The following is a 22726-nucleotide window of genomic DNA, read 5'->3' as shown; positions in this document are numbered from 1 at the left end:
TGCAATTACTCCACTTCCACTATCATTGCCACACCCAGACCACCGGCCGCACAGGCGGTTGTCAGCCCCGTACCGCCACCGCGGCGCTTCAGTTCATTACACACTTGGGTGATCAAGCGAGTACCCGTGGCCGCAAACGGATGGCCATAGGCCAGCGAGCCGCCGAGCACGTTGAACTTGCTCATATCGATTTCACCAATGGCGCGGCTCTGACCGAGTTTTTCCTCGGCAAACTTCTTCGAGGCAAACATCTTCATATTGGCCAAAGTCTGGGCGGCAAAGGCTTCGTGCATCTCTATCAGGGTCAGATCTTCGAGCTGCATACCGGCGCGTTTCAACGCCAGTGGCGTGGCGTAGGATGGCCCCATCAGCATGTCCTCCCAAACATCTATGGCGCTGAAGGCATAGCTCTTGATATAGCCAATGGGGGTGTAACCCAGGGCCTTGGCTCGACCTTCGCTCATCAGGATCACCGCCGAGGCGCCATCGGTCAGCGGGGTACTGTTGGCGGCGGTGACACTGCCGTGCTTGCGGTCGAATACGGGTCTGAGTTTGGCGTAAGACTCAAGGGAGGAGTTGTCGCGGATATTGTTGTCACGCTCGATAAAACTCTTGTAGGGCGGCACATGAGCCACCATGACTTCATCCTTGAGCTTGCCTTCATTCCAGCTCTGGCTCGCCAGGGTATGAGAGCGGTGGGCCAGCGCATCCTGATCGGCGCGGCTGATGCCGTGGCTCTTGGCCATCTGCTCGGCGGTTTGCCCCATGGACAGGCCGGTGGAATATTCGGCCACAGCAGGCGGCACAGGCAAGAGATCTTTAAACCCCAGACGGCGAACTATGTTCCACTTCTGTCCCAGGGTACGGGCCTTGTTGAGATCGACCAAGGCATGGGCCAACTTGCGGGACACCCCGATAGGCAGCACAGAGGAGGAATCCGAGCCCCCGGCTATGCCTATTTCGATATTGCCCGTCATGATCGACTCGGCAATATTGACAGTGGACTGAAAACTGGTGGCACAGGCACGGGTAACACTATAGGCATCTGTGTGCAAATTCATGCCGGTACCCAGAACAATTTCACGGGCAATATTGGGCGCGGCCGGCATCTGTACGACCTGGCCGTAGACAAGCTGCTCAATCAGCTTGGGGTCCAATTCACTGCGACTGAGCAGCTCATTGACCACCATCTTGCCCATATCCAGCGCCGATACGCCGTGAAACGCCGTCGCCTGTTTGGCAAACGGGGTACGCAGACCGGCCACTATGGCAATCCGCTCGCCCCTGGCATTGGTTACCTGTTGTCTGTCACTCATTTGTCACCCTCTTATTAAGCAGCACACGCCGAAAATGGCCCTGACACTGCGCTTTATTGTTTTTCCATAAGAGACCCGTACTGCCCTAAACAGGTCTGACCATTAAAAGTGTGATCTGATTCTAACTTCTTGTTGGCCGGTTTTAAACACTTGTTTGTTTTTTTAACACTAGCCAAGGGCGCAGGGAATTCTTTACCATAACCGCTGTCTATAGTTGGGCCTTAAAATAAAACGAGTAGCATCATGCCTTTGAGTCGATTTCATGCACTGCGGACCTATCTGGATCAAGTGATCATAGGTCAGCCAATTTTGACCGAAAACCTGCTTATCGCTCTGATAGCCGATGGCCACCTGTTAGTGGAAGGACCACCTGGGCTGGCCAAGACCCGGGCCGTTAAAGCGCTGTGTGATGGCATTGAGGGCGACTTTCATCGCATTCAGTTTACCCCGGACCTGCTGCCGGCCGATTTGACCGGCACCGACATCTATCGCGCCCAAACCGCGACCTTTGAATTTGAGGCCGGGCCGATATTTCACAACCTTATTCTGGCGGATGAAATCAACCGCGCCCCGGCCAAGGTGCAGTCGGCCCTTTTGGAAGCCATGGCCGAAGGCCAGGTGACGGTGGGCAAACACTCCTACAAGTTACCGCCGCTGTTTTTAGTGATGGCAACCCAAAACCCGCTGGAAAACGAGGGCACCTACCCGCTACCGGAAGCCCAGCTTGATCGCTTCCTGATGCACCTGAATCTGGATTACCCGGAGGCAGACACTGAACTTGAGATCCTGCGTTTGTCCCGCAGCGAAGCCAAGACCCACGGCATGGAGAAAGTCACTCCCATAGGCCAGCAGGAAGTATTCCTCGCCCGGGAGCAAGCGCTGGAACTGTATCTGGCCGAGCCGCTGGAGCGTTATATTGTCGACTTGGTGATGGCGACCCGTCAGCCTCAGCGCTACAGCGACCAGCTTGCCAAGTGGCTGGAATACGGCGTCAGCCCGCGGGCGACCCAATCCATCGAGCGCTGCGCCCGCGCCCGTGCATGGTTGTATCAGCGTGACTTTGTCTCCCCTGAAGATATTCAAGCCGTGGTGCCCAATGTACTGCGCCACCGCTTGCTGCTGAGTTATCAGGCGCAGGCCGAAGGGGTCAGCCGCGATCAGGTGATTGACCATGTGCTCAATCAGGTGGCCGTTCCCTGATGAAAGCCGCAGCAACAGACTCTTCGCTGCCACTGTTTGCCGACGGCCTCCACCTGTGTGAGGCCGAGCTGCTTGCCTGCCAGAATATCGCCCGCGCTCTGGGTGACCGGCAGGGAAAAGCCCGTGCGGCCATGGCCGGTCATAGAGCCAGCCTGGTCAAGGGCCGCGGCATGGAATTTGCCGAAGTGCGCCACTATCAACAGGGCGATGATGTCCGCACCATAGATTGGCGGGTCACCGCCCGCACCGGCAAGGCGCATACCAAGCTGTTTGTCGAGGAGCGTGAGCGCCCTATTCTGCTGTTGGTGGATATGAAGCACAGCCTCTATTTCGGCTCCCAGCTATTATTGCAGTCGGTACAGGCGGCGCATCTGGCGGCGACCTTGGGCTGGAATGCCATCATGCAGGGCGACCGTCTCGGCGCGCTGGTGGTGGGCGATAGCGCCCACAGAGAGCTTAAGCCAAGAGCACGCAACCAGGGGATCCTGGCACTGATATCGGCGCTGGTGGCGGTACACAAGTCGCAGCTCGAAGCGCTGGACAGCCCCCATGAAGATGGTCAGGCGTTAATGCTCCAGGCCTGTCAGCGTCTGGCACGACTGGCCAAACCCGGCTCCCTTATCTGGATAATCACAGACGGCAACGGTTTTGGCAGCGAATGTCAGCAGGCGCTGTCGGAACTCAAACGCCACTGCGAGCTGGCGGCCTTTGTGGTAACAGATCCCATGCGCCAAGGCACACTCGAGCTGCCGCGGCAGTTTGCCCTGCCGGTACGGGAGTCGGGCCGCAGCCTGATCCTGGATCGCAGCGGTTATGATGCCTGGCTCGGTCGTCAGCGCGCCAACCTGGCGCAGTTTGATACCCTGATGCAACAACTCAAGGTCCCGGTTCGCACTCTGGATGCCGGCCGGCGCCTCAATCAACAATTGACACTGTTAAGATGAATCCCAATCAAGCCAATCCGGCGCTGAGTGCGCTCAAGGATATTCAACTGCCGGCCGAGGTGCCCTTTTGGCCTCCGGCTCCCGGTATTTGGCTGCTGATGCTGCTGGCCTTGTTACTGCTTGGCGCCGCGGTATTCTTTGGCTATCGGCGCCTGCAGGCAGCCAAGGCTCACAAGGCGGTGGCTCAAGCCGCCATGACTGAACTGACACAGCTGCAGGACCAGGACCCGGAGCTGCTATCCAAGATGAGCGCATTGTTGAAACGCACCGCCATCAGTTATGGTGAGCGTGCCCAGGTGGCCGGACTCAGCGGTAAACCCTGGGCCGAGTATCTGGATAACGCACTGCCAGCCAAGCTGCGTGGGCGCTTCGCCTCTTTGCTCGAAAATCAATACAGTGGTCAACCGAGCGCAGCCCCTGCCGAGTTGCGGGCGCTTTGTGTTTGCTGGCTCAAGTGCGCACCGAAACACTTTGCCAAGGGAGGTAAACCAAGATGCTGACCCTCCATTGGCCCTGGTTACTGCTGCTTATTCCATTGCCGCTGCTGCTTGCCTATCGCCCCGCCGTCAACAGCGGTGGTCAACTGCAACTGCCCGGCGTCGATGCCCATGCCCGCGAGCAGCAACAAAGCAAACGCAGAGCGCCCTTGAGTCTCTGGCTGCTGTGGTGCCTGTTGCTTTTGGCCATCGCCCGGCCACAGTGGCTTGGCGATCCCATAGAGCTGCCCACAGAGGGGCGGGACCTGATGCTGGCGGTGGATCTCTCCGGCAGTATGCAGATTGAAGACATGGTGCTCGATGGCAAAGCGGTAGACAGATTCACCCTGATCCAGAAAGTGGTCAGCGACTTTATCGAGCGCCGCGCCGGCGATCGTATCGGCCTGATATTGTTTGCCGATGCCGCCTACCTGCAGGCGCCACTGACTCAGGACAGACGCTCTGTGGCTCAGTATCTCAAGGAAGCCCAAATCGGCCTGGTGGGCAAACAGACCGCCATTGGCGATGCCATTGCCCTGGCGGTAAAACGCTTCGATAAGGTGAAAGACAGCAACCGGGTGTTGGTGCTCTTGACCGACGGCTCCAACAATGCCGGTAGCATAGTGCCGGATCAGGCCGCCGCCATTGCCGCCAAGCGCGGCATCACCATCTACACCATAGGTGTGGGCGCCGATGTGATGGAGCGTCGCACCCTGTTTGGCCGTGAGCGGGTCAACCCCTCGATGGATCTGGATGAAGCCCAGCTGCAACGGATAAGCGATGCCACCAAGGGGCGTTATTTCCGTGCCCGAAATACCGAAGAACTAGAGCAGATCTATCAGGAAATCGACAAGCTGGAGCCCGTCAGCCGTGACGCCCTCAGTTACCGGCCGCAATCCGAGCTGTTTTACTGGCCGCTGGGACTTGCGCTGGCGCTAAGCGTACTATTGCAGCTGCAAAGCCTGTTGCTCAGCGTCTGGCCAAGGCCTTGGGGGAGGAAATCATGAGTTTGCACTTTATCCGTCCCGAATGGCTGTGGGCCTTAGTGCCACTGGCATTGCTGTTAGTGCTGCAAAGTCGCCGTCAAGCGGGCCAATCTGACTGGGATCGTTATATTGCGCCGCATCTGGCGCCACTGCTGTTGACCCAAGGCAGCAAAAGCCGCCGAAACCGCCTGCCCTGGCTTGGTCTGGCCTGGTTAGTGGCAGTACTGGCCTTAAGCGGCCCGGCGCTTTACAAGAAACCCCTGCCGGTATTTGCCAGCAGCACAGGACGGGTGCTGGTGATGGATATGTCTTTGTCCATGTATGCCACTGACGCCGCCCCCAACCGTTTGACCCAGGCCAGGTTCCGCGCCACGGATCTGCTGGAGCAACTCAATGAGGGGGAAACCGCGCTGCTGGCCTACGCGGGTGACGCCTTTGTCATCAGTCCCTTGACCCGGGATCGCAACACCCTGCTCAATCTGTTGCCAACCCTGAGCCCGGTCATCATGCCGGTACGCGGCTCCAATTTGGCCGCGGCGCTGGAGAAAGCCAAGGAGCTGCTCAGCCAGGGCGGCCACCTGCAGGGCGATATCATCTTGATGACAGATGGCGTCGGCAGCCGTCAGCTCAATGCCGCCAAACAGGCGATTGAGGGCAGTCACTACCGCTTGGGCATTCTGGCGATAGGTTCATCCCAAGGGGCACCGATAAGGCTGCCGGATGGGCAACTGCTCAAGGACAGCCGAAATGAAGTGGTAGTGCCGGCCACCGACTTTGGCATGCTCAGCGAGCTGGCGAGTGCCGGGAACGGCATTTTGGTGCCCTACAGCAACGACGGCAAGGATCTGCAAACGCTGGTGCAGTGGCTCGCCACCAGCTCGGATGCCACAGAAACAGATCTTGCCGGCGATACCTGGGTCGACCTTGGCCCCTATCTAGCATTCTTGCTGTTGTTGCCGCTGCTCTTGAGCTTTCGCAGCGGCCTGCCGGTACTGTTGCTGCCCTTGAGCCTTGGCCTGCTTGTCTGCCCACCTAGCCAGGCGAACGGCTGGGATGACCTTTGGCAAACCCGAGATCAGCAGGGAATGCAGGCATTCAAGCAAGAGGATTTTGCCACTGCCGCCGACAAGTTTGTTGACCCGGCCTGGCAAGGCAGCGCCCGCTACCGCGCAGGCGATTATCAAGGCGCGCTGCAAGCCTTCGAGCAAGATGACAGTGCCACAGGCTTATACAACCAAGGCAATGTCCTGATGCAGCTTGGCCAATTCGAGGAGGCCGCCAACAGATACCAAGAGGCGCTGAAAAAAGATCCCCAAATGCAGGACGCTGCTGAAAATAAGGTCTTAGCCGATGAACTGCGCAAGCAACAAAAGGCTCAACAGCAACAAGGTTCTCAGTCCGGCAACGACCAGAGTCAAGGCGGTCAGGACAGTCAGGACAGCGCCCAAGGTGACAACAGCCAGGGCCAAAACCAGGACAAAGAGCAAGGTCAAGACAGCCAAGCCGACCAAGGCTCAAGCAAGGACTCGCACCAGAGCTCAGATAAAGACGCTAACAAAGAGAATAGCGAGCCTTCCACTGCCGACTCGCAGCAAAATGATGCTGACAATGCCGCCGAGAAGGATGCTGATAAGAATGCCGAAGGCGCTCAGAACCCGCAGAATGCCGAGGATAATACCGGCGCAGACTCTGAGCCTGAGATGCAGGCTGCTTTGCCGCAAGAGCAAGAGCCGCAAAATGAGTCAAGCACAGCTGCAAGTCAAAACGGTGCGGGTCAACAGGATGGCTCAGAGTCTGATGCCGACAAGGCCAACTCGGCGAGCCTTGCCGAGCAACAAGAAGGGCCAAACGATGAGCAAAGCGATGATCAGGTTAAGGCACAAGTTGCCGCCTCGTCACTCGATGACACCGAGCCCCTGCCCCCCGAAATGGAGCGGGCGCTGAAGGCATTGGTGGATGACCCGGCCACTTTGCTGCGCAACAAGATGCAACTCGAGTATCAAAAACGCCGCCAGCGCGGCGAGACACCCAAGGACAATGAACAGTGGTAACTAGACTTATTCCTCTATTGCTTCTGTGTCTGCTGCCGCTCAAGGCACTGGCACTGACACAGCTTCAGGCCTCGGTCGATCGCAATCCCGTGACCGAAAGCGAGTACTTTATGCTGTCCGTGGTGGCAGATGATGAACTCGAAGCCCAGGCACTGGACACCTCGGCCCTGTTGAAAGACTTTATCGTCGGCCGCACCAGCGTCAGTCGCAGTACCCAGATCATCAATTTTGATGCCCGCAAGGAAACCCGCTGGCAAGTGATGCTGGCCCCCAAAACCACAGGTCAGGTCACTATTCCGGCCCTGAGTATCGATGGCGTCAGCAGCGATGCCATCGAATTGAAGGTGATGCCGGCCGGTAGCCGCCCGGAGGCGCAAAAAAACCTGTTCCTGCGTACCAGTATCTCGGCCAAGGAGGCCTATGTCGGCCAGCTGCTCACCTACAAGGTAAAACTCTTTCTGGCCGTTGAGCTGCAGCGTGGAGTGTTGTCGGCCCCCTCTATCAGTGGTGCCCAGATAAAACAGCTCGGCGAGGATAAAGAAAGCAGTGAAATCGTCAACGGCCGCCGTTTTCGGGTGATAGAGCGCAGCTACGGCATCATAGCCGATGAGCCGGGCGAGCTGGCGATTTCCGGTGCCAACTTCTCGGGAGATGTGCTGGTCGATACCCCAAGAAGGGGCATGTTTACCTTCCAGGAAAGCCGCCCCATGCAGGCCCAGAGCGACAGCATGCTGATCAGCATCAAGCCGATCCCGGCCGAATATCACGGCGACTGGCTGGTATCGGATCTGGTGATGCTCAAAGAGGAATGGGATGACAAGCAGACTTTTGAAGTGGGTCGCCCTATTACCCGCAACCTGACACTGCTGGCATCCAATGCCGATGAAACCAGCCTGCCGGAGCTGAAACTGAGCTTGCCGGACAATCTCAAGAGCTATCCGGAAAAGGCGCAGCGCAAGACCTTCGTTCGCGACAACCAACTTGTGTCTCAGCTGACCCAAACCATTGCCATAGTGCCCTCCAAACCGGGGAGTTATACCCTGCCGGAGATCAAGGTGCCTTGGTGGAATCCGCATTTAAAGCAGCAGGAGTTCGCCCTGCTGCCGGCGCGCACTATCCAGGTAGCCCCCGCGGCCGATATGCCGCAGCCCATCATCAACCCGCCGCAGGAAGAATCAAACCTCAGCGCAGGCTTCTGGCCTTGGTTGACCGCCCTGTTTGCGTCGCTGTGGCTGGCCACCTGTGTGCTGTGGCTAAAGGCGCGCAAACAGCAAGCGATAACCGCTCCGGCAACAGTGGCGCAAGCTCAAACAAGCCAAACCCGGCCGGGATTGAGCCAGGCTTGTCAACAAGGGGACTTGAGCCGGGTGTTCCAGGCGTTGCTACTGGAACTCAGTGATATCACGGGCCATAGCGTCACACTCGATGAACTGCCTAAACTGGCACCTGAGTTGGCCGCCGTCGTCGCCAAGATTCAAGCCAGCCGCTATGGCAAACAAGGCGGCGATCCCACTCAGTATTTCCCGGCGCTGCTGCAAGCCTTTGAGCGCTTCAAGAGCCAATACTCCAAGGCGGCTGATTCGACCTCAGTGCTGGCGCCGCTGAATCCTTAACAGCACGCCCCGGGCTCATCAAGCTAGTGGCTTGTTAAGCCCGGGGTAATCCCAATGAACTTCAGTGTCTGAAGTGCCGCCGCGAAGCCGCGCCATGGTTAAAGCTAAAGTTATGGCTAACGTTATGGTTAGGCGGCATACCCATTGGAGGAGATGCTTATCCATTAACATCAGCTCATTCGTCCGCTATTGAACATTCGTTAAAGATAACGAGGGAGTTGCAACATAAACTAGCGCCATAGTCATGCTATCGGCCTCGCGATTGTCATCAAAAAGTTGCGAAATAAACAAAAAATATTGCTAATAGCCTTAGAGTTTTATCCGTTTATATTGCAAAACTCAGTCCAATTCATGGTTTAGACACACTTTATGCCACCGCCATTTGCCAGAATACCTGCAACGCCATTAAGCTTAACGATGACAAAAATAAAACAAGCATGAAAATGTTCGATAGCTGGCGAAAGAAAAAGTCTAATGATGCGGTCATTTCTGACATGCTGAATAAACAAAGACGTTACGATAGCCTGGTCAGGGCGCTGCATGCCGATATCTACCGCTACGCCTTCTGGCTTTGCGGCGATCGCCATATAGCCGAAGATATTACCCAGGAAACGTTTCTCCGGGCCTGGCGCTCGCTGGATTCATTGAAGGATGACAATGCGGCCAAGGCGTGGTTAATCACTATTTTACGTCGGGAAAATGCCCGCCGCTTTGAGCGTAAGCAGTTTGATTATGCCGATGTCGGCGAAGAGCACTGGCAGGATAACGACTCCATGAGTCAGGAAGACCATATAGAGCATTATCTGCTCAGGCGTCAAATTGCCCAGCTGGAACCCGAATACCGTGAGCCTTTGTTATTACAGTTAATATTGGGATTCAGTGGCGATGAAATCGCCCAATTATTGGATCTGAACCCCAATACTGTCATGACCCGCTTGTTTCGGGCCAGAAATCAGTTAAAAGAGCTACTGGAGCACTCTAAAGTCAGAGGTCAATCCAATGGATGAGCTGAAGTTTCGCCGCCAGGCCTATGGCGACCCCTATAACCAGGATCCCGAATTTCTGGACGCCCTTGCTCAAAGTGAAAGCAATCGTGCCTTTGTCGCCGAGCTTAAGGCGCTCGATGACAAAATTAACTCGGCACTCAAACTCCCGGTTCCGGAAAATCTGGCCGAAAAACTGCTGCTGAAACAACAATTGGCCGTGCACCATAATCAACGTAAACGTACAGGCTGGATGTTGGCGATGGCGGCCTCCGTCGCCTTTGTTGCCGGAGTCAGTTTCAGTCTCTGGCGCCAGGGGCCGGTGGACTTAGGTCAACACGCCCTCGCCCATGTGCGTCATGAAACCATGGCCATGACCAGTAATGCCGATATCTCTTATCAAGCGATCAATGCCGAACTGGCATCGCTCAAAGGATTGGAAACAGTCAGATTCAACAGCCAACCAGGACGGGTATTTTACAGCACCTTCTGCGATTTTCAGGGAATTGAGAGTATTCACCTGGTGTTGGCCGGTGAACGCGGCAAGGTGACAGTGTTTATTGTCCCCCCTGAACACAGGGTGATGCTGGCCGAAGCCTTTGCCGATAGCGAATACCGGGGCGAGGCTGTCAAAACTGACTCGGCTTACCTGGTTTTGGTGGCCGAATACCCTCAAGACATAGAAAAAATTAAAAAAGAAATAAAACAAAGTTTTATATAAGAAATAGCGTTCCCCAGTCCCAGTCCCGTACCATCGGGACTGGTCAGTTCTGCCTCACATAAACCATCAACATTGGGCGCTTAAGCAAACTTTTGCTAGTATCCGCGCCAAACAACAACACAAAAGTGTAAACCAGCATGCATATTGAAACCCCGGTAATGATAACTTTTCTGGGTTATTTGGCCCTGATGATGGGGATAGGCCTGTGGGCCTACAAGGCGACCGATTCGGTCGATGACTATATTCTCGGCGGCCGCAAGATGGGGCCGGCGGTGACCGCCCTCAGTGTCGGCGCCTCCGATATGTCCGGCTGGTTGCTGCTCGGCTTACCCGGCGCCGTCTATCTCGGCGGTTTGGGCGAGGCCTGGATGGGAATAGGCCTGTTGCTCGGTGCCTGGCTCAATTGGTTTCTAGTCGCCAAACGCCTGCGGATCTATACCCAGATGGCCGACAATGCCCTCACCTTGCCAGACTTTTTCGAGAAGCGCTTCAACGACGAGGGCGGCCTTCTGAAACTGGTTTCTGCCGTCACCATATTGTTGTTTTTCACCTTTTACGCCTCCTCAGGCATGGTGGGCGGCGCCGTGCTGTTCAGTAATGTCTTTGGCCTAGAGTACCTGACGGCGCTGCTGATAGGTTCCACCGTAATAGTGGCCTATACCTTTGTCGGCGGTTTTTTTGCGGTCAGTTGGACAGATTTCTTCCAGGGCTGTTTGATGTTAATCGCCCTGTTGATAGTCCCGGTCAGTATGTTTACCCAACCAGAGAGTCACCAAAGCCTGGAGGCCCTGGACCCGGCCATGTTGTCGTTATGGAGCGATAAGTTGACCCTGATAGGTCTGTTGTCGGCTCTGGCCTGGGGGCTGGGTTATTTTGGTCAGCCCCATATTCTGTCGCGCTTTATGGCGATTAACAGCGTCAAGGATCTACCAATTTCTCGCCGCATCGCCATGAGCTGGATGTTGATCTCCCTGGTCGGTGCCCTAGCAACCGGCATTGCCGGAACGCTCTATTTTGCCGATGCGCCGCTCAAAAACCCGGAAACCGTATTTATTCACCTGACGCAGGCTGCATTCAACCCCTGGATTGGTGGCCTGCTGATCGCCGCGATCTTGTCGGCCATCATGAGCACCATAGACTCACAGCTGCTGGTGTGTTCCAGCGTGATCACCGAAGACTTCTACCGCAAATGGCTCAGACCCGAGGCTTCAAGCAAGGAGCTGATGTTGGTCGGTCGTATCGGCGTATTGGCCATTGCCATCATTTCGGCTGTGATAGCCCTAGATCGGGAAGCGAGCGTCCTTGGGCTGGTAAGTTATGCCTGGGCCGGTTTCGGTGCCGCCTTCGGCCCTGTGGTGATCCTATCGCTGTTTTGGCGTGGCTACAGCCGTAACGGTGCCATTGCTACCATCCTGGTTGGCGGCTTGACAGTAATCATCTGGAAACAATTGGAAAGCGGTATCTTCGCTCTCTATGAAATATTGCCTGGATTCATTCTAGCCACCTTGGCCGGGGTTGTGATAAGCCTTTTATCGCCGCCATCCGAGGTCACAGAGGTGCAATTCAAGCACTTCAAACAGAGCCTCTAACTCTGTTTCAGATATGACTCTTCAACGTCTTTTCCAGGGTTTGGCGTACACTTGTACGCCAAACGCACCGCAGCTTTGTAATTTATTGTTTCACTCAATTTCACAGCGGCGCAACATGTCAAGTGAGTACCTCCAAACGCCTTGAATTCAGCTATTGCTGCTTTTACAGCTCAATCCATATTTGTAAGTTCGTCACACGTTCGCTGCACATTCGCTGAAATTAACCAAAATATTACAAAAGATCACATCTGGTCGGAGTTGTTAGCGGTACAGGGCCTCCATAAGATGCACGGGATTAAACAGGCGGGTGTCTGTGGGGTTTAAAGACTGACAGCCAACCTGCAAACATAAAAAGAGAAGATAATAATGAAGTATTTCAACAAGACTCTTATCGCAGTTTCTGTCGCGCTGATCAGTGGCCAATCTCTGGCAGCCGGTTTCCAACTCAACAGCCAATCCGCCACAGGTATCGGCCGCGCCTTTGCCGGTGATGCCGTGATCGCCGATAACGCATCTGTGTTATCCCGTAACCCAGCCGCCATGGCACTGTTTGACAAAGCCGCTATCTCGGTTGGTGTCACTACTGTAGACGTCCAGGTAGATATCAAAGACGTTAACTTCATGGGTGGCCAGGTGGATCTGGGTGGAATTGATGATGCAGGCAGCGTCAAATGGATCCCCAACATCTATTACATCCAGCCGTTGAACGATAAATGGGCTGTCGGTTTTGCGGCCTTTTCCAACTTCGGTACCGGCACAGACAGCGCATCATTGGTCAATAGCAAGACAGTTGCGGCTCCCTATGATCTGATCGGTAATACCGAAGTAACCACCATCAACTTCAACACCAGTGTGTCTTACCGCATCAATGATATGTTGAGTCTGGGCGTCGGACTGGATTTAGTTTATGGCGAAGGCAACCTGGATCGCTATTACAATCAAATGCCCTTGGTCGATGTGGATGCCGATGGTTGGGGTATTGGCGGCATCGTTGGTGCCACGCTTGAGCTGAATGAGAACAATCGTTTTGGCCTGAGCTACCGTTACAGCCCCAATGTCGATGTGAGTGGCCATATTGCGACACTGACACCTTTAGGCCAAACAGGCAGCTTCGCGTCAACCCTGTTTGATGAGCTGGAAGTGCCTTTGGCCGATATCTTCCAGTTGGCCGGTTTCCACCAGTTAACCGAAAACTTTGCGGTTCATTACACGGCTCAATACACCCGTTGGGGCAACTTTGATCAAATTACTGCCAAAGATGGTGTCAGCAGCATTTATGGTACAGGTACTGTGATTGCCAACAATGTTAACGCCCCTCTGAAACAGTACCAGTGGAAAAACTCCTGGTTGATGAGTGTAGGCGGAACCTATGACATCAATGAGCAGTTCACAGTGCGTGCAGGTTACATGTTCGACAATGGTGTGGTTGATGAAATCAGCTCTATCTCCATCCCAGACTCTGACCGTCAATGGTTCACCGCTGGCCTGAGCTACCACATCAACCAACATCAAACCATCGACTTCGGCATGGCCTTTGTTAAAGGTGAAGAGGTTGAGTTGGTAGAAAACAGTGCAGTAGTTGGCCCGGTTAACGCCATTACCAAATCAGAAGCCATGTACTACTCAGTGCAGTACAGCTATCAGTTCTGAGCCAAAACTCCAACAAATTTAAGCTGACAAGGCCGCCCTTTAGGGCGGTCTTTTTATTTTAAAACAACCGGCTAGCGGCGAAAAACCATTAGCAAGCGATTTCACCAAGGCGCTAGATTGCCCAAAAAAACCCCGCCAGCTATTTATGCCAAGGAGTATTCACTCCTTTTCAGGATATTCACTTCCCCCTGATGTTGGATACATGACAGATATCCAGCGCTTCTTTGTTCAGAATCCACCCAATATCGGCAGTGTCAAAAGCTTTAAACTTAGACCAAAGTTCTTGATCTTTTAGCCGTTATCCTGTGCCCGTTCGTGACGACCTTGATAACTTATTTAACTATACTGAACAATTAACAGTTGCAGCTCCACACTTTATTCATTAGAATTTTCTCATGGACTTTATTCGAGAGCAGCTCATGCCTAAAATAACATCAATACTGACCCTATTACTGCCTGCTTTATTGTTCAATCAAACACTTAATGCTGCAGATCTGACGACACTTACCGTCCAGCAGACAGAGCACACCCAGTTGCTGACTCTGGACGGCAGGCTCGAGGCGGTCAAGGCCGCAACCGTGTCGGCCCAGACCTCGGGACGGATCCTCAAGCTTTACTATGATGTCAACGACCGAGTCCCCGCCGGGGCGGCGCTGCTTGAGATCACCAGTGAAGAGCAAGGCGCGTCCCTGACGGCAGCCGAGGCGGAATACGCCAGAGCCAGAGCCTTGGATACCGAAGCGCAGCTGACGCTTAAGCGCTATCAGGAACTGTTTCCCAAGGGCGCGATTTCCCGCGGCCAAATGGATCAGGCCATAGCCAATGCCAAGTCAGCCTCCCAAGCGGCCAGCGCGGCCAAGGCGAGGATCATTCAGGCAAAAGAATCACTGAAATACACAGTCGTCAGCGCACCATACGCTGGCATAGTCACGGCCAGACATGTGGAAGAGGGAGAAACGGTCGCTCCCGGTCAGCCGCTCCTATCCGGTTTTGCCGACGATGAGATGCGGGTGGTGATGCAACTGCCGCAGCGTTTTCTTCAAGCCGCCAAAGCCACAGACAAGATGACGGTTATCCTAGCCGATGGCCGCAGTTTTTACGTCACTACCCCCAAGGTCTTTGGTTTCAGTGATGAGCAGAGCCGCGCCTTTCAGGTGAGACTGCCACTGCCGACCAACACAGGCGATCTGCTGCCCGGCAGTTTCGTCAAGGTGCGCTTTGCCATAGACAAACGCCAGGAGATAGTGCTGCCCAAAGAAGCGCTTTACAGCGTCAATGAGCTGTCGGCCGTCTACCTCAAGCGCGGCGATAACTTTGTCCTGCAACAGGTACGTCTGGGAGATGTGCGTGACGATGGCGTGACCATACTGGCAGGACTCGAAGCCGGAGACATAGTCGCCGCCAACGCCTATCAGTTGCTGCTCGAGCAGCGCCAGGCCAAGTAAGGGGAACTCATGGCTAATCACAGCGAAAATAACACCGGCATCTCCGGCCGCATTGCCGCCAGTTTCCAGCTCAGTGCCATTACGCCGCTCCTGGCCCTGCTGGGCTTGTTGCTGGGGATGTTTGCCATTTTGGTCACTCCCAAGGAGGAAGAGCCTCAGATAGATGTGACCTTTGCCGATGTGTTTATCCCCTTCCCCGGCGCCACACCGACCGAAGTCGAGCAGTTGGTTACCCTGCCGGCAGAAGAAGTGATCTCGCAGATAAAAGGCATCGATACCCTCTACTCCTTCTCGCAGCCCGATGGCGCTATGATCATCGTCATCTTTGAGGTGGGTGTGCCCCGCAACGAGGCGATAGTCAAACTCTACAATCAAATCTATTCCAACCTGGACAAGCTGCCCAGAGCCGCGGGTGTGGGCGATCCCTTGATAAAACCCATGGGCATAGACGATGTGCCCATTGTCAGCCTGACTCTCTGGTCAGAGGATCCCGGTGTCTCGGCTCAGCAACTGACTCATGTGGCCCATGGGCTCGAAACCGAACTCAAACGCATTCCCGGCACCCGAGATGTCGAGTCCATGGGGTCCCATGAGTTGGTGCTCAATGTGCGCATCAATCCGGCCCAAATGAGTTTTTATGGTGTCAGCTTCGATGCCATCAACCGGGCGCTCGGCGCCAACAATGCGGTCTCCATGCCCGTGTCTCTGGTGCAAGATAACCAGGAGATCAAGGTGCAGACCGGCCAGTTCCTGCGTTCGCTGGAGGATGTGCAGCAACTGGTGGTCGCGGTGCACAATGACAGCCAAGGCAAGGCCGCCCCAGTCTTCCTCAGTGATATTGCCGATATCAGCCTCAAGGCCGATGTCCCCCTCTATGGCGCCTGGCATCAGAACGGTCACAACGCCGAAGCAGAAGCTAAAGGCGTCTTCCCGGCAGTGACCATAGCCATAGGTAAACAACCGGGTGAAAACGCCGTGGATGTGGCCGATGCTATCCTTGCCAAGGTGGAAAAGAGCCGTAACCTGCTTATTCCGGACAATGTCAATGTCACCGTGTCGCGCAACTATGGCGTAACGGCGGCTGACAAGTCCAACACTCTGATCTTCAAGTTGATCTTTGCAACCGCCGCTGTGGTTATCCTAGTGGTGTTCACCATGGGAATGCGCGAGGCACTGGTGGTGGGTGTGGCGATTGTCATTACCCTGGCGATTACCCTTTTCGCCTCCTGGGCCTGGGGCTTTACCCTCAACCGGGTATCCCTGTTTGCACTGATCTTCTCCATAGGTATTTTGGTGGACGATGCCATTGTCGTGGTGGAGAACATCCACCGTCATATGGCCATGGGCAAACGCAGCCTGAGTGAACTCATTCCCGCTGCCGTGGATGAAGTGGGTGGCCCCACCATTCTGGCGACCTTTACCGTTATTGCGGCATTGCTGCCGATGGCCTTTGTCTCGGGGCTGATGGGCCCCTATATGAGCCCTATTCCCATCAACGCCAGCATGGGCATGTTGATCTCCCTGGCGGTGGCCTTTGTGGTCACTCCCTGGCTCAGTCACAAACTGCTCAGACACAAGGGTGGCGAGGGGCATAGCGACAACGCCAGCCCTGTAATGCTCAGGCTGTTTACCCGGCTTATCAAGCCATTCCTCGAGAGCCGCAAGGCCCGAGTAGGCATGGTGGCCGGCGTGTTTGTGCTGATAGGCATGGCCGTTGCCCTGCCCGTTGGCCAGTTGGTGGTGCTCAAGATGTTGCCCTTCGACAACAAGAGCGAATTCCAGGTGATGGTGGATATGCCGGAAGGCACGCCGGTGGAGCAGACGGAAAAAGTCCTCAAGGCCTTGTCCGATTATCTGGTGACTGTACCCGAAGTGCAGCATCTGCAGCTCTATGCCGGCACCCATGCCCCGATCAACTTCAACGGCCTGGTCAGGCATTACTTTGTCCGCAACAGTCAGGAGCTTGGCGATATTCAGGTCAATCTCAGTGACAAACAGCACAGGGACAGAGACAGCCACAGCATAGCCCTGGCGGTGCGCGGCCCGCTGCAGCAAATCGCCCGGGGCTTCAACGCCAATGTCAAAGTGGTGGAAGTGCCCCCCGGCCCACCTGTGTGGTCGCCGATTGTGGCCGAGGTCTATGGCCCCAGCCAAGACATTCGCCAGCAGGCGGCCAGAGAGCTGCAGTCACTGTTCCAGACTACCGAGGATGTGGTAGATATCGATATCTTCCTGCCGGCGGCACAGCAGAAATGGCAGGTGCTTATCGATCGCAGCAAGGCCAGTCTGCTGGGCGTACCCTACGCCAACATAGTGGATCTGGTGGCCACCGCTGTCGGCGGCAAGGATATCAATGTGCTGCATAAGCCGATGCAGAAACGCCCGGTGCCCATTCGCCTGGAACTGCCGGAGGCCGACAAACTGGATTTAACTTCAGTGCTTAATCTGCGCCTCGACAGCCTCCATGGCGGCACTGTGCCTGTGGCCGAGTTAGTGACAATCCGCAAGGGGCAGATAGACGCGCCCATCATTCACAAAAACATGATCCCGATGATCATGGTGATTGCCGACATGGCCGGGCCGCTCGACAGCCCACTGTACGGCATGTTTGAAATGGCGGCGGATATCGACTCAGAAGGTGGCCTTGGCTTCAACCAGCATTATTTCAGCCAACCCGATGGCCTGGATGCCATCAGCGTACTCTGGGATGGCGAATGGAAGATCACCTATGAAACCTTCCGTGATATGGGCCTGGCCTATGGGGTCGGCATGATTGCCATCTATCTCTTGGTGGTGGCCCACTTCCGTTCCTATCTGGTACCGCTGATCATTATGGCGCCTATCCCCTTGACCATTATCGGGGTCATGCCGGGACACGCCTTGCTCGGCGCCCAGTTCACCGCCACCTCCATGATAGGCATGATAGCGCTGGCGGGGATCATAGTGCGTAACTCCATACTCCTAGTGGACTTTATCAACCAGGAAACCGCTGCCGGAGTGCCATTTGAACAGGCGGTCATTCACTCAGGCGCCGTGCGGGCCAAACCTATTATGCTCACGGCCCTCGCGGCCATGATAGGCGCCATGTTTATTCTGGATGACCCGATCTTCAACGGTCTGGCCATCAGCCTTATCTTCGGGATCCTGATCTCCACCCTGCTGACATTGGTGGTGATCCCGGTACTTTACTATGCCCTGATGCGCAAGCGCATCGACTCAGTAATCAACCAGGCCCAGGCGGCCAAAGGAGCTTAAAATGTCTGTAGAACGTGCCACTATGGCCTTTGCCGGATTTATGGTGATGTTGTCATTACTGTTAACCGCCACTGTCCATCACAATTTTGTATGGCTAACTCTGTTTGTTGGCGCTAACCTATTCCAAAGTGCTTTTACCGGCTTTTGTCCTGCCAGCATGCTGATGCGTAAATTCGGTATGAAAACGGAGGCTGAACAGGCCAAGGCCCACTGATTAAGGAATGTAAGTGAAAATAGTAACCCGTACCCAACGCCAATTCCTGTGGCTAACGACTCTGATGTTTGGTCTATTGCTGAGCCTCAGCGTTCGCGCCGAGCAGATGGTTCCCGAGGTGGCGCTGACCAAGGTCGCCCAGGGCGCCATGCTGGTGGATGTCAGAACCCCGGAAGAATACGCCGAGGGACACCTGCCAGAGGCTATCAATATCCCCTTTGAGCAGATAGTCGAAGTCTTCGCCAAACAGGGCATTGCCAAGGACACCCCTGTAGTTGTCTACTGCCGTAGCGGTCGCCGCTCAGGCATTGCCAAGGAGTCGCTGGATAACGCCGGTTATCAGGCGGTATACAATGGTGGTGGCTACTATACCCTCAAGGCCAGCGCCGGTCGTTAAGCCGCGCTGACACGACCGCCGGGCCCATTAATGGGCCCGGTCTTTTACGCACAACGGTTGCACACAAACTCCCAAGCGAACTACAACTGAATAATCGCCCGCCCCATTGGTTCCGCCATGAGACTTACGGAACCGACAAATCGACTTGCGCATCGAACTTTTAAGGCTTAGTGATTAAAGCTGCTATACTATTGCCGCTTCTTATCACCACATGCCAAGGCTCATTGATGACATTTTCCAATTCCCCTCAAGCCAATAAAGATCCCCTGCACGGCCTGACACTCAAGACGATACTCACAGAGATGGTTGAGCAGTACGGCTTTGATGGCCTGGCACAAAGGATAAGGGTGCGCTGCTTTAGCCATGATCCCAGCATTAAATCGAGTCTGACCTTTTTGCGAAAGACCCAATGGGCCAGGGAAAAATTGGAGCGCCTCTACCTAACCAGCAAAGGCTTGCCCATTCCGCCTCATTTGCTGGGCAGTTCAGCGCCTGCTATCAACTCCAAGCCAGTCAAAAAAACCAGTGCCGACAAACCACAAACTAATGCCCATATCTGGGGCAAATAACCCAATTAATGAAAGCAAATACAGCACGCAAGCCGCTATATTTTATACAAATTTAATCTTAAAACGGTTAAAGTTCTGTTCTTGGGAGTCGATACTCTATTCACGACTATCAGCGCCAATAATTACTGTCACCAAGGAGTTTATCAATGAACATTGCAGGTTTAGGTCAACAGGTCACTCAGGGAACCGGTTCCCGAAGCCTGAGCGAGGTTAATGTGGCCGCCAAAGACACAGTGCAAGAAAACAGTGCCATAAGCTCAAACAGCCAAGATAAAGTGAATATTTCTTCTGCTGGGCGCCAAGCGCTGGCCGATGATCTAGGTGGCAAGCTGCACCAAAATAGTTCAGCGCAGACATCAAAGGCGCAGAAAACTGCCGAGGAAGAGACCTCGGGTATGTCAGACATTGACAAGAAGATTAAAGAGCTGCAGGACAAACTCAAGGAGTTACAACAGGAACTGCAACAACTCAATGGCGATAACTCAGAGGCTGCCGAAATAGAGCGCAAATTATTGCAAAATCAGATAGCTGCCGTCAGCGGCCAACTGGTCTCTTTGCTTAATGAGAAAGCCAAACAAGATGAAGATGCTGCCAACAAGGGTTGATGTCGTTTAGATTGGCATGCTGAACACCAAGCGCCAGATCTCCAGCCCATCACCGCTGCGATAGCTGAGCCCCAATCTGTCTATGCCAAGCACTGGCTTGGCAAGAGCCAGGGTGGCGCCCAGTTCAATACTGCCGGACACCAGAGTATCCCGATTGAGATCGCCGGCAAACTGTAGATGATCAAAGTACCAGTAGCCCAAGGCAAATATCCGAGGCTGTATCTGCAGCCCCCGCCAGGACCAGCGATAGGGCAAGCCAACATCCACCCCGGTTTGCAATACGGAAAAGCTCTGGCTAATGCTGAAAGCCCGTTCACTGTAGGCGGCAAATTTCAACCGTGTCACCCACAAAGAATCTGCCTGCCACAGTTCAAAATGACGTAAGCCACTGATGCCGGCAGCCATGATGGCGACATTACCGCCTTGGTCAAAATTACTGCCAAAACCGAGATCGCCATAGGCCTCAATGCGCCAGTTATCATCCAGGCGCCAACGCTTTTCAAAGCCTGGTGTCACAGTCAGGGTACCGACACTGGAAGGCAACTCAAACTCACCGGCATCTTCGAGGCTATAGTTGAAAAAGCCCACCGAGATAGGCAGGCGTAGCAAGAACTCCGTGTCTTCACTCTGCTCCAGCGTAAAGTCCAGCGATAAGCTGATGACAGTGGCATCCTGCTCAGACGCGCGATAAACCCCGCTACCTAGATAGCTGCCAAAGGCATAGTGGGAGTTGTCAGGCGGCCGGGCATGGCCAGGGGACTCTGCGGCAATGCTTGATGCCGCGAACAGGAGCAGCCACGGGGAAGTTATCTTCAGTAAGCGACTCAAGCCGTTACTCATTTTAGCCTTCCCCTATGGATTCATCTTTGATGACTCAGTCCTGATGGTCTTCAGTAAAATGATACTCAGACATCATATGGCCAAGTTCGGTCGACTTGGTCTTCAGGTAGGCTTCGTTATAACGGTTTTTGCCCACTTGCAGTGGCACACGTTCGATGACCTCGATGCCAAGCTCTTTCATCGCCTTCACTTTGCGAGGATTATTGGTCATCAGCCGAACCTGATGGACACCGATTTTTTCCAGCATCGGCGCAATCATATCGTACTTGCGCATATCGGCCGGAAAGCCTAGGCGCTCGTTGGCTTCCACTGTATTGGCGCCATCGTCCTGCAACTTGTAGGCACGGATCTTATTCAACAGCCCTATACCACGACCTTCTTGGCGCAAGTAGAGAATAAAGCCTTGCCCGGCTTCGGCAACATTTTGCATCGCGGTCTGTAGTTGAAAGCCGCAGTCGCAGCGCAGGCTGAACAGGGCATCTCCGGTGAGACATTCCGAATGGATCCGTCCCAGCATAGGTTTATCGGCTTGGAGCTCACCAAAAGTCAGTGCCACATGCTCTTTACCCGTTTCGGTATCTTCGAAACCATGCATGGCAAACACCCCCCAAGGGGTTGGCAATTTGGCGGTGGCGATAAATTTAATAGACATGAATTAACCTTAACGACTGCTCTCATTCCCTGAGACGGTTAACATCCTTCAAAATCAAGATAATAGTGAAGCGTGCTCAGTATTCAGGTCGGTCATTCTATGCGTTTTTTTGACCAACCGGAATACCCAAGTGAATTCATTGGTTATTATTCGCTGTCACTGCGGCAGTTAAAAAGCCTTGGGCGCAAAACCGGTCACGACGGTAATGCCCATCTCTCTACCCAAAGCTGTCATAGGGTGCACCACGACCAAGCCCTTAACAGACTTCTTGAGCTTGCCCATGTCGGCCTGTTCGGCCTTGGTGAGTTCACGACTAAATGGCAAATCACGGATACCCTGCCCTTGCTTACCAAGCTGGCGGCTCTGCTGACCCTTAACGGCAGCAATGCGCTTGTTCACAGCGGCGATTTCCCGCTGAAACTGGGCAATAATAGGACCGTCACCGCGTTGTTCTGCTGCAGCCAATTTACGGCGATACTGATCCAACTTATCGTTGAGCTGTTGCAGCTCCTGCTTCAAATTCATTTTGTTACCTTACAAAATCCTGACACTCTGAGAGTGGACGGCCTGGTTGCCGTTGCTGTGCCGGACAGCAGTATAGCAGTAACTCAAGCCGAGGTGACGGGGTTTTTTAGCAGGAAAAAGCAATTGTGTTAACCAGTTTTCACTTTTGTGCTTGTTGAGACTCTTTAAGAAGGTGTATCACCTGGTTGGCCGAGCCACGAAACCTCAACGAGGGGTCCGCTTGCTCCTGCACAAACTTGCCATCCACCAACACATCAATAAGTGGCAACAAGGCTTGTTGCGCCGGACTGAGTTCATCCAAACGATAACCGGTCCAGAGCCAGACATCTTTACCAGGACACTCTTCCTTCACTCTTAACAACAGGGCCTTGATAGCGTCAAGATTACCCGGGAACAGAGGATCGCCACCGGAGAGCGATAGCCCACGTCTTGGGATCCGACTGTCGTTGAGATCGGCAATGATCCGGTCGGCCATCGCCCCATCGAAAGGATGCCCGGAGCGGGGGTCCCAGGTTGACTGGTTATAACACCCCCGGCACTGATGTTCACAGCCGGAGACAAACAGGGTTACCCGGGTACCAGGTCCATTAACCACATCCACGGGGTAATATTGATGATAGTTCATATTTATATCCACAAGGCGCCCCGTGAGGCGCCTTTATTCAGGGAAGGAAGCAATTTTCACCCCTTCCTTA

The 22726-nt window shown here is 54.4% G+C and carries 21 protein-coding genes; 16 read left to right on the top strand and 5 right to left on the bottom strand.

Annotation, left to right across the window (positions count from 1 at the left end):
• Nucleotides 1–5: 5 nt before the first annotated feature.
• Nucleotides 6–1316 (bottom strand): acetyl-CoA C-acyltransferase FadI, encoded by a 1311-nt coding sequence (fadI, locus tag CBE72_RS18295; protein ID WP_045282694.1) that lies wholly within the window; start codon nt 1314–1316, stop codon nt 6–8.
• A gap of 243 nt (nt 1317–1559) precedes the next feature.
• On the opposite strand from fadI, the gene CBE72_RS18290 reads away from it, so the two are divergent.
• The 16 genes from CBE72_RS18290 (at nt 1560) to CBE72_RS18215 (ending at nt 20014) form a co-directional block, all read left to right on the top strand.
• A complete protein-coding gene (locus CBE72_RS18290; protein ID WP_100145617.1) occupies nt 1560–2516 on the top strand; it encodes an AAA family ATPase in 957 nt (318 codons plus the stop codon).
• Nucleotides 2516–3460, top strand: a complete 945-nt coding sequence (locus CBE72_RS18285; protein WP_100145615.1) for a DUF58 domain-containing protein — start codon at nt 2516–2518, stop codon at nt 3458–3460. The genes CBE72_RS18290 and CBE72_RS18285 overlap by 1 nt, the downstream gene beginning before the upstream one ends.
• A complete protein-coding gene (locus CBE72_RS18280) occupies nt 3457–3960 on the top strand; it encodes a DUF4381 domain-containing protein (protein WP_100145613.1) in 504 nt (167 codons plus the stop codon). The genes CBE72_RS18285 and CBE72_RS18280 overlap by 4 nt, the downstream gene beginning before the upstream one ends.
• Nucleotides 3954–4943, top strand: coding sequence for a vWA domain-containing protein (locus CBE72_RS18275; protein ID WP_039032828.1), 990 nt, complete (start codon nt 3954–3956; stop codon nt 4941–4943). Before CBE72_RS18280 ends, CBE72_RS18275 begins: the two co-directional genes overlap by 7 nt.
• Complete coding sequence (locus CBE72_RS18270; protein WP_100145611.1) at nt 4940–6973, top strand: vWA domain-containing protein; 2034 nt, start codon at nt 4940–4942, stop codon at nt 6971–6973. The genes CBE72_RS18275 and CBE72_RS18270 overlap by 4 nt, the downstream gene beginning before the upstream one ends.
• Nucleotides 6967–8586 carry a BatD family protein gene (locus CBE72_RS18265; RefSeq protein ID WP_100145609.1) on the top strand — a complete coding sequence of 540 codons (1620 nt, stop codon included), beginning with the start codon at nt 6967–6969 and terminating at the stop codon, nt 8584–8586. The genes CBE72_RS18270 and CBE72_RS18265 overlap by 7 nt, the downstream gene beginning before the upstream one ends.
• A gap of 443 nt (nt 8587–9029) precedes the next feature.
• Nucleotides 9030–9593, top strand: coding sequence for a sigma-70 family RNA polymerase sigma factor (locus CBE72_RS18260; protein WP_100145607.1), 564 nt, complete (start codon nt 9030–9032; stop codon nt 9591–9593).
• Nucleotides 9586–10290, top strand: a complete 705-nt coding sequence (locus CBE72_RS18255; RefSeq protein ID WP_100145605.1) for a DUF3379 domain-containing protein — start codon at nt 9586–9588, stop codon at nt 10288–10290. The genes CBE72_RS18260 and CBE72_RS18255 overlap by 8 nt, the downstream gene beginning before the upstream one ends.
• A 137-nt stretch (nt 10291–10427) precedes the next feature.
• Nucleotides 10428–11879 (top strand): sodium/proline symporter PutP, encoded by a 1452-nt coding sequence (putP, locus tag CBE72_RS18250; protein ID WP_100145603.1) that lies wholly within the window; start codon nt 10428–10430, stop codon nt 11877–11879.
• Between the two features lie 366 nt (nt 11880–12245).
• Nucleotides 12246–13529, top strand: a complete 1284-nt coding sequence (locus CBE72_RS18245; RefSeq protein WP_100145601.1) for an OmpP1/FadL family transporter — start codon at nt 12246–12248, stop codon at nt 13527–13529.
• Between the two features lie 419 nt (nt 13530–13948).
• A complete protein-coding gene (locus CBE72_RS18240) occupies nt 13949–14974 on the top strand; it encodes an efflux RND transporter periplasmic adaptor subunit (protein ID WP_229671938.1) in 1026 nt (341 codons plus the stop codon).
• Between the two features lie 9 nt (nt 14975–14983).
• Nucleotides 14984–18229 carry an efflux RND transporter permease subunit gene (locus CBE72_RS18235; protein WP_100145599.1) on the top strand — a complete coding sequence of 1082 codons (3246 nt, stop codon included), beginning with the start codon at nt 14984–14986 and terminating at the stop codon, nt 18227–18229.
• A 1-nt stretch (nt 18230) separates the two neighbouring features.
• The gene (locus CBE72_RS18230) at nt 18231–18443 is read left to right on the top strand and encodes a YgaP family membrane protein (protein ID WP_025011137.1); all 213 of its coding nucleotides are present in this window, start codon (nt 18231–18233) and stop codon (nt 18441–18443) included.
• Nucleotides 18444–18507: 64 nt separating this feature from the next.
• Entirely contained in the window at nt 18508–18840 is a 333-nt protein-coding gene (locus tag CBE72_RS18225; protein WP_100145815.1) for a rhodanese-like domain-containing protein, read from the top strand.
• A gap of 227 nt (nt 18841–19067) precedes the next feature.
• On the top strand, nt 19068–19409 hold the full coding sequence (locus tag CBE72_RS18220; protein WP_100145597.1) for a VF530 family protein: 342 nt from the start codon (nt 19068–19070) through the stop codon (nt 19407–19409).
• A gap of 146 nt (nt 19410–19555) precedes the next feature.
• Complete coding sequence (locus CBE72_RS18215; RefSeq protein WP_100145595.1) at nt 19556–20014, top strand: hypothetical protein; 459 nt, start codon at nt 19556–19558, stop codon at nt 20012–20014.
• A 6-nt stretch (nt 20015–20020) separates the two neighbouring features.
• Here CBE72_RS18215 and CBE72_RS18210 read toward each other — a convergent pair whose 3' ends face one another.
• The 4 genes from CBE72_RS18210 to nrdG form a co-directional block, all read right to left on the bottom strand.
• Entirely contained in the window at nt 20021–20854 is an 834-nt protein-coding gene (locus CBE72_RS18210; protein ID WP_100145593.1) for a hypothetical protein, read from the bottom strand.
• Nucleotides 20855–20888: 34 nt separating this feature from the next.
• Nucleotides 20889–21506: a GTP cyclohydrolase II gene (gene ribA / locus CBE72_RS18205; RefSeq protein ID WP_100145591.1), complete on the bottom strand. Its 618-nt coding sequence runs from the start codon at nt 21504–21506 to the stop codon at nt 20889–20891.
• Between the two features lie 168 nt (nt 21507–21674).
• The gene (locus tag CBE72_RS18200; protein ID WP_100145589.1) at nt 21675–22031 is read right to left on the bottom strand and encodes a YibL family ribosome-associated protein; all 357 of its coding nucleotides are present in this window, start codon (nt 22029–22031) and stop codon (nt 21675–21677) included.
• 139 nt (nt 22032–22170) lie between these two features.
• Entirely contained in the window at nt 22171–22656 is a 486-nt protein-coding gene (gene nrdG / locus CBE72_RS18195) for an anaerobic ribonucleoside-triphosphate reductase-activating protein (RefSeq protein ID WP_100145587.1), read from the bottom strand.
• Between the last annotated feature and the right edge of the window lie 70 nt (nt 22657–22726).

This window comes from Shewanella carassii (assembly GCF_002777975.1).
Lineage (GTDB): Bacteria > Pseudomonadota > Gammaproteobacteria > Enterobacterales > Shewanellaceae > Shewanella > Shewanella carassii.
The sequence above is the reverse complement of the archived record's forward strand: the minus strand, read 5'-3'. Positions and strand labels throughout refer to the sequence as shown.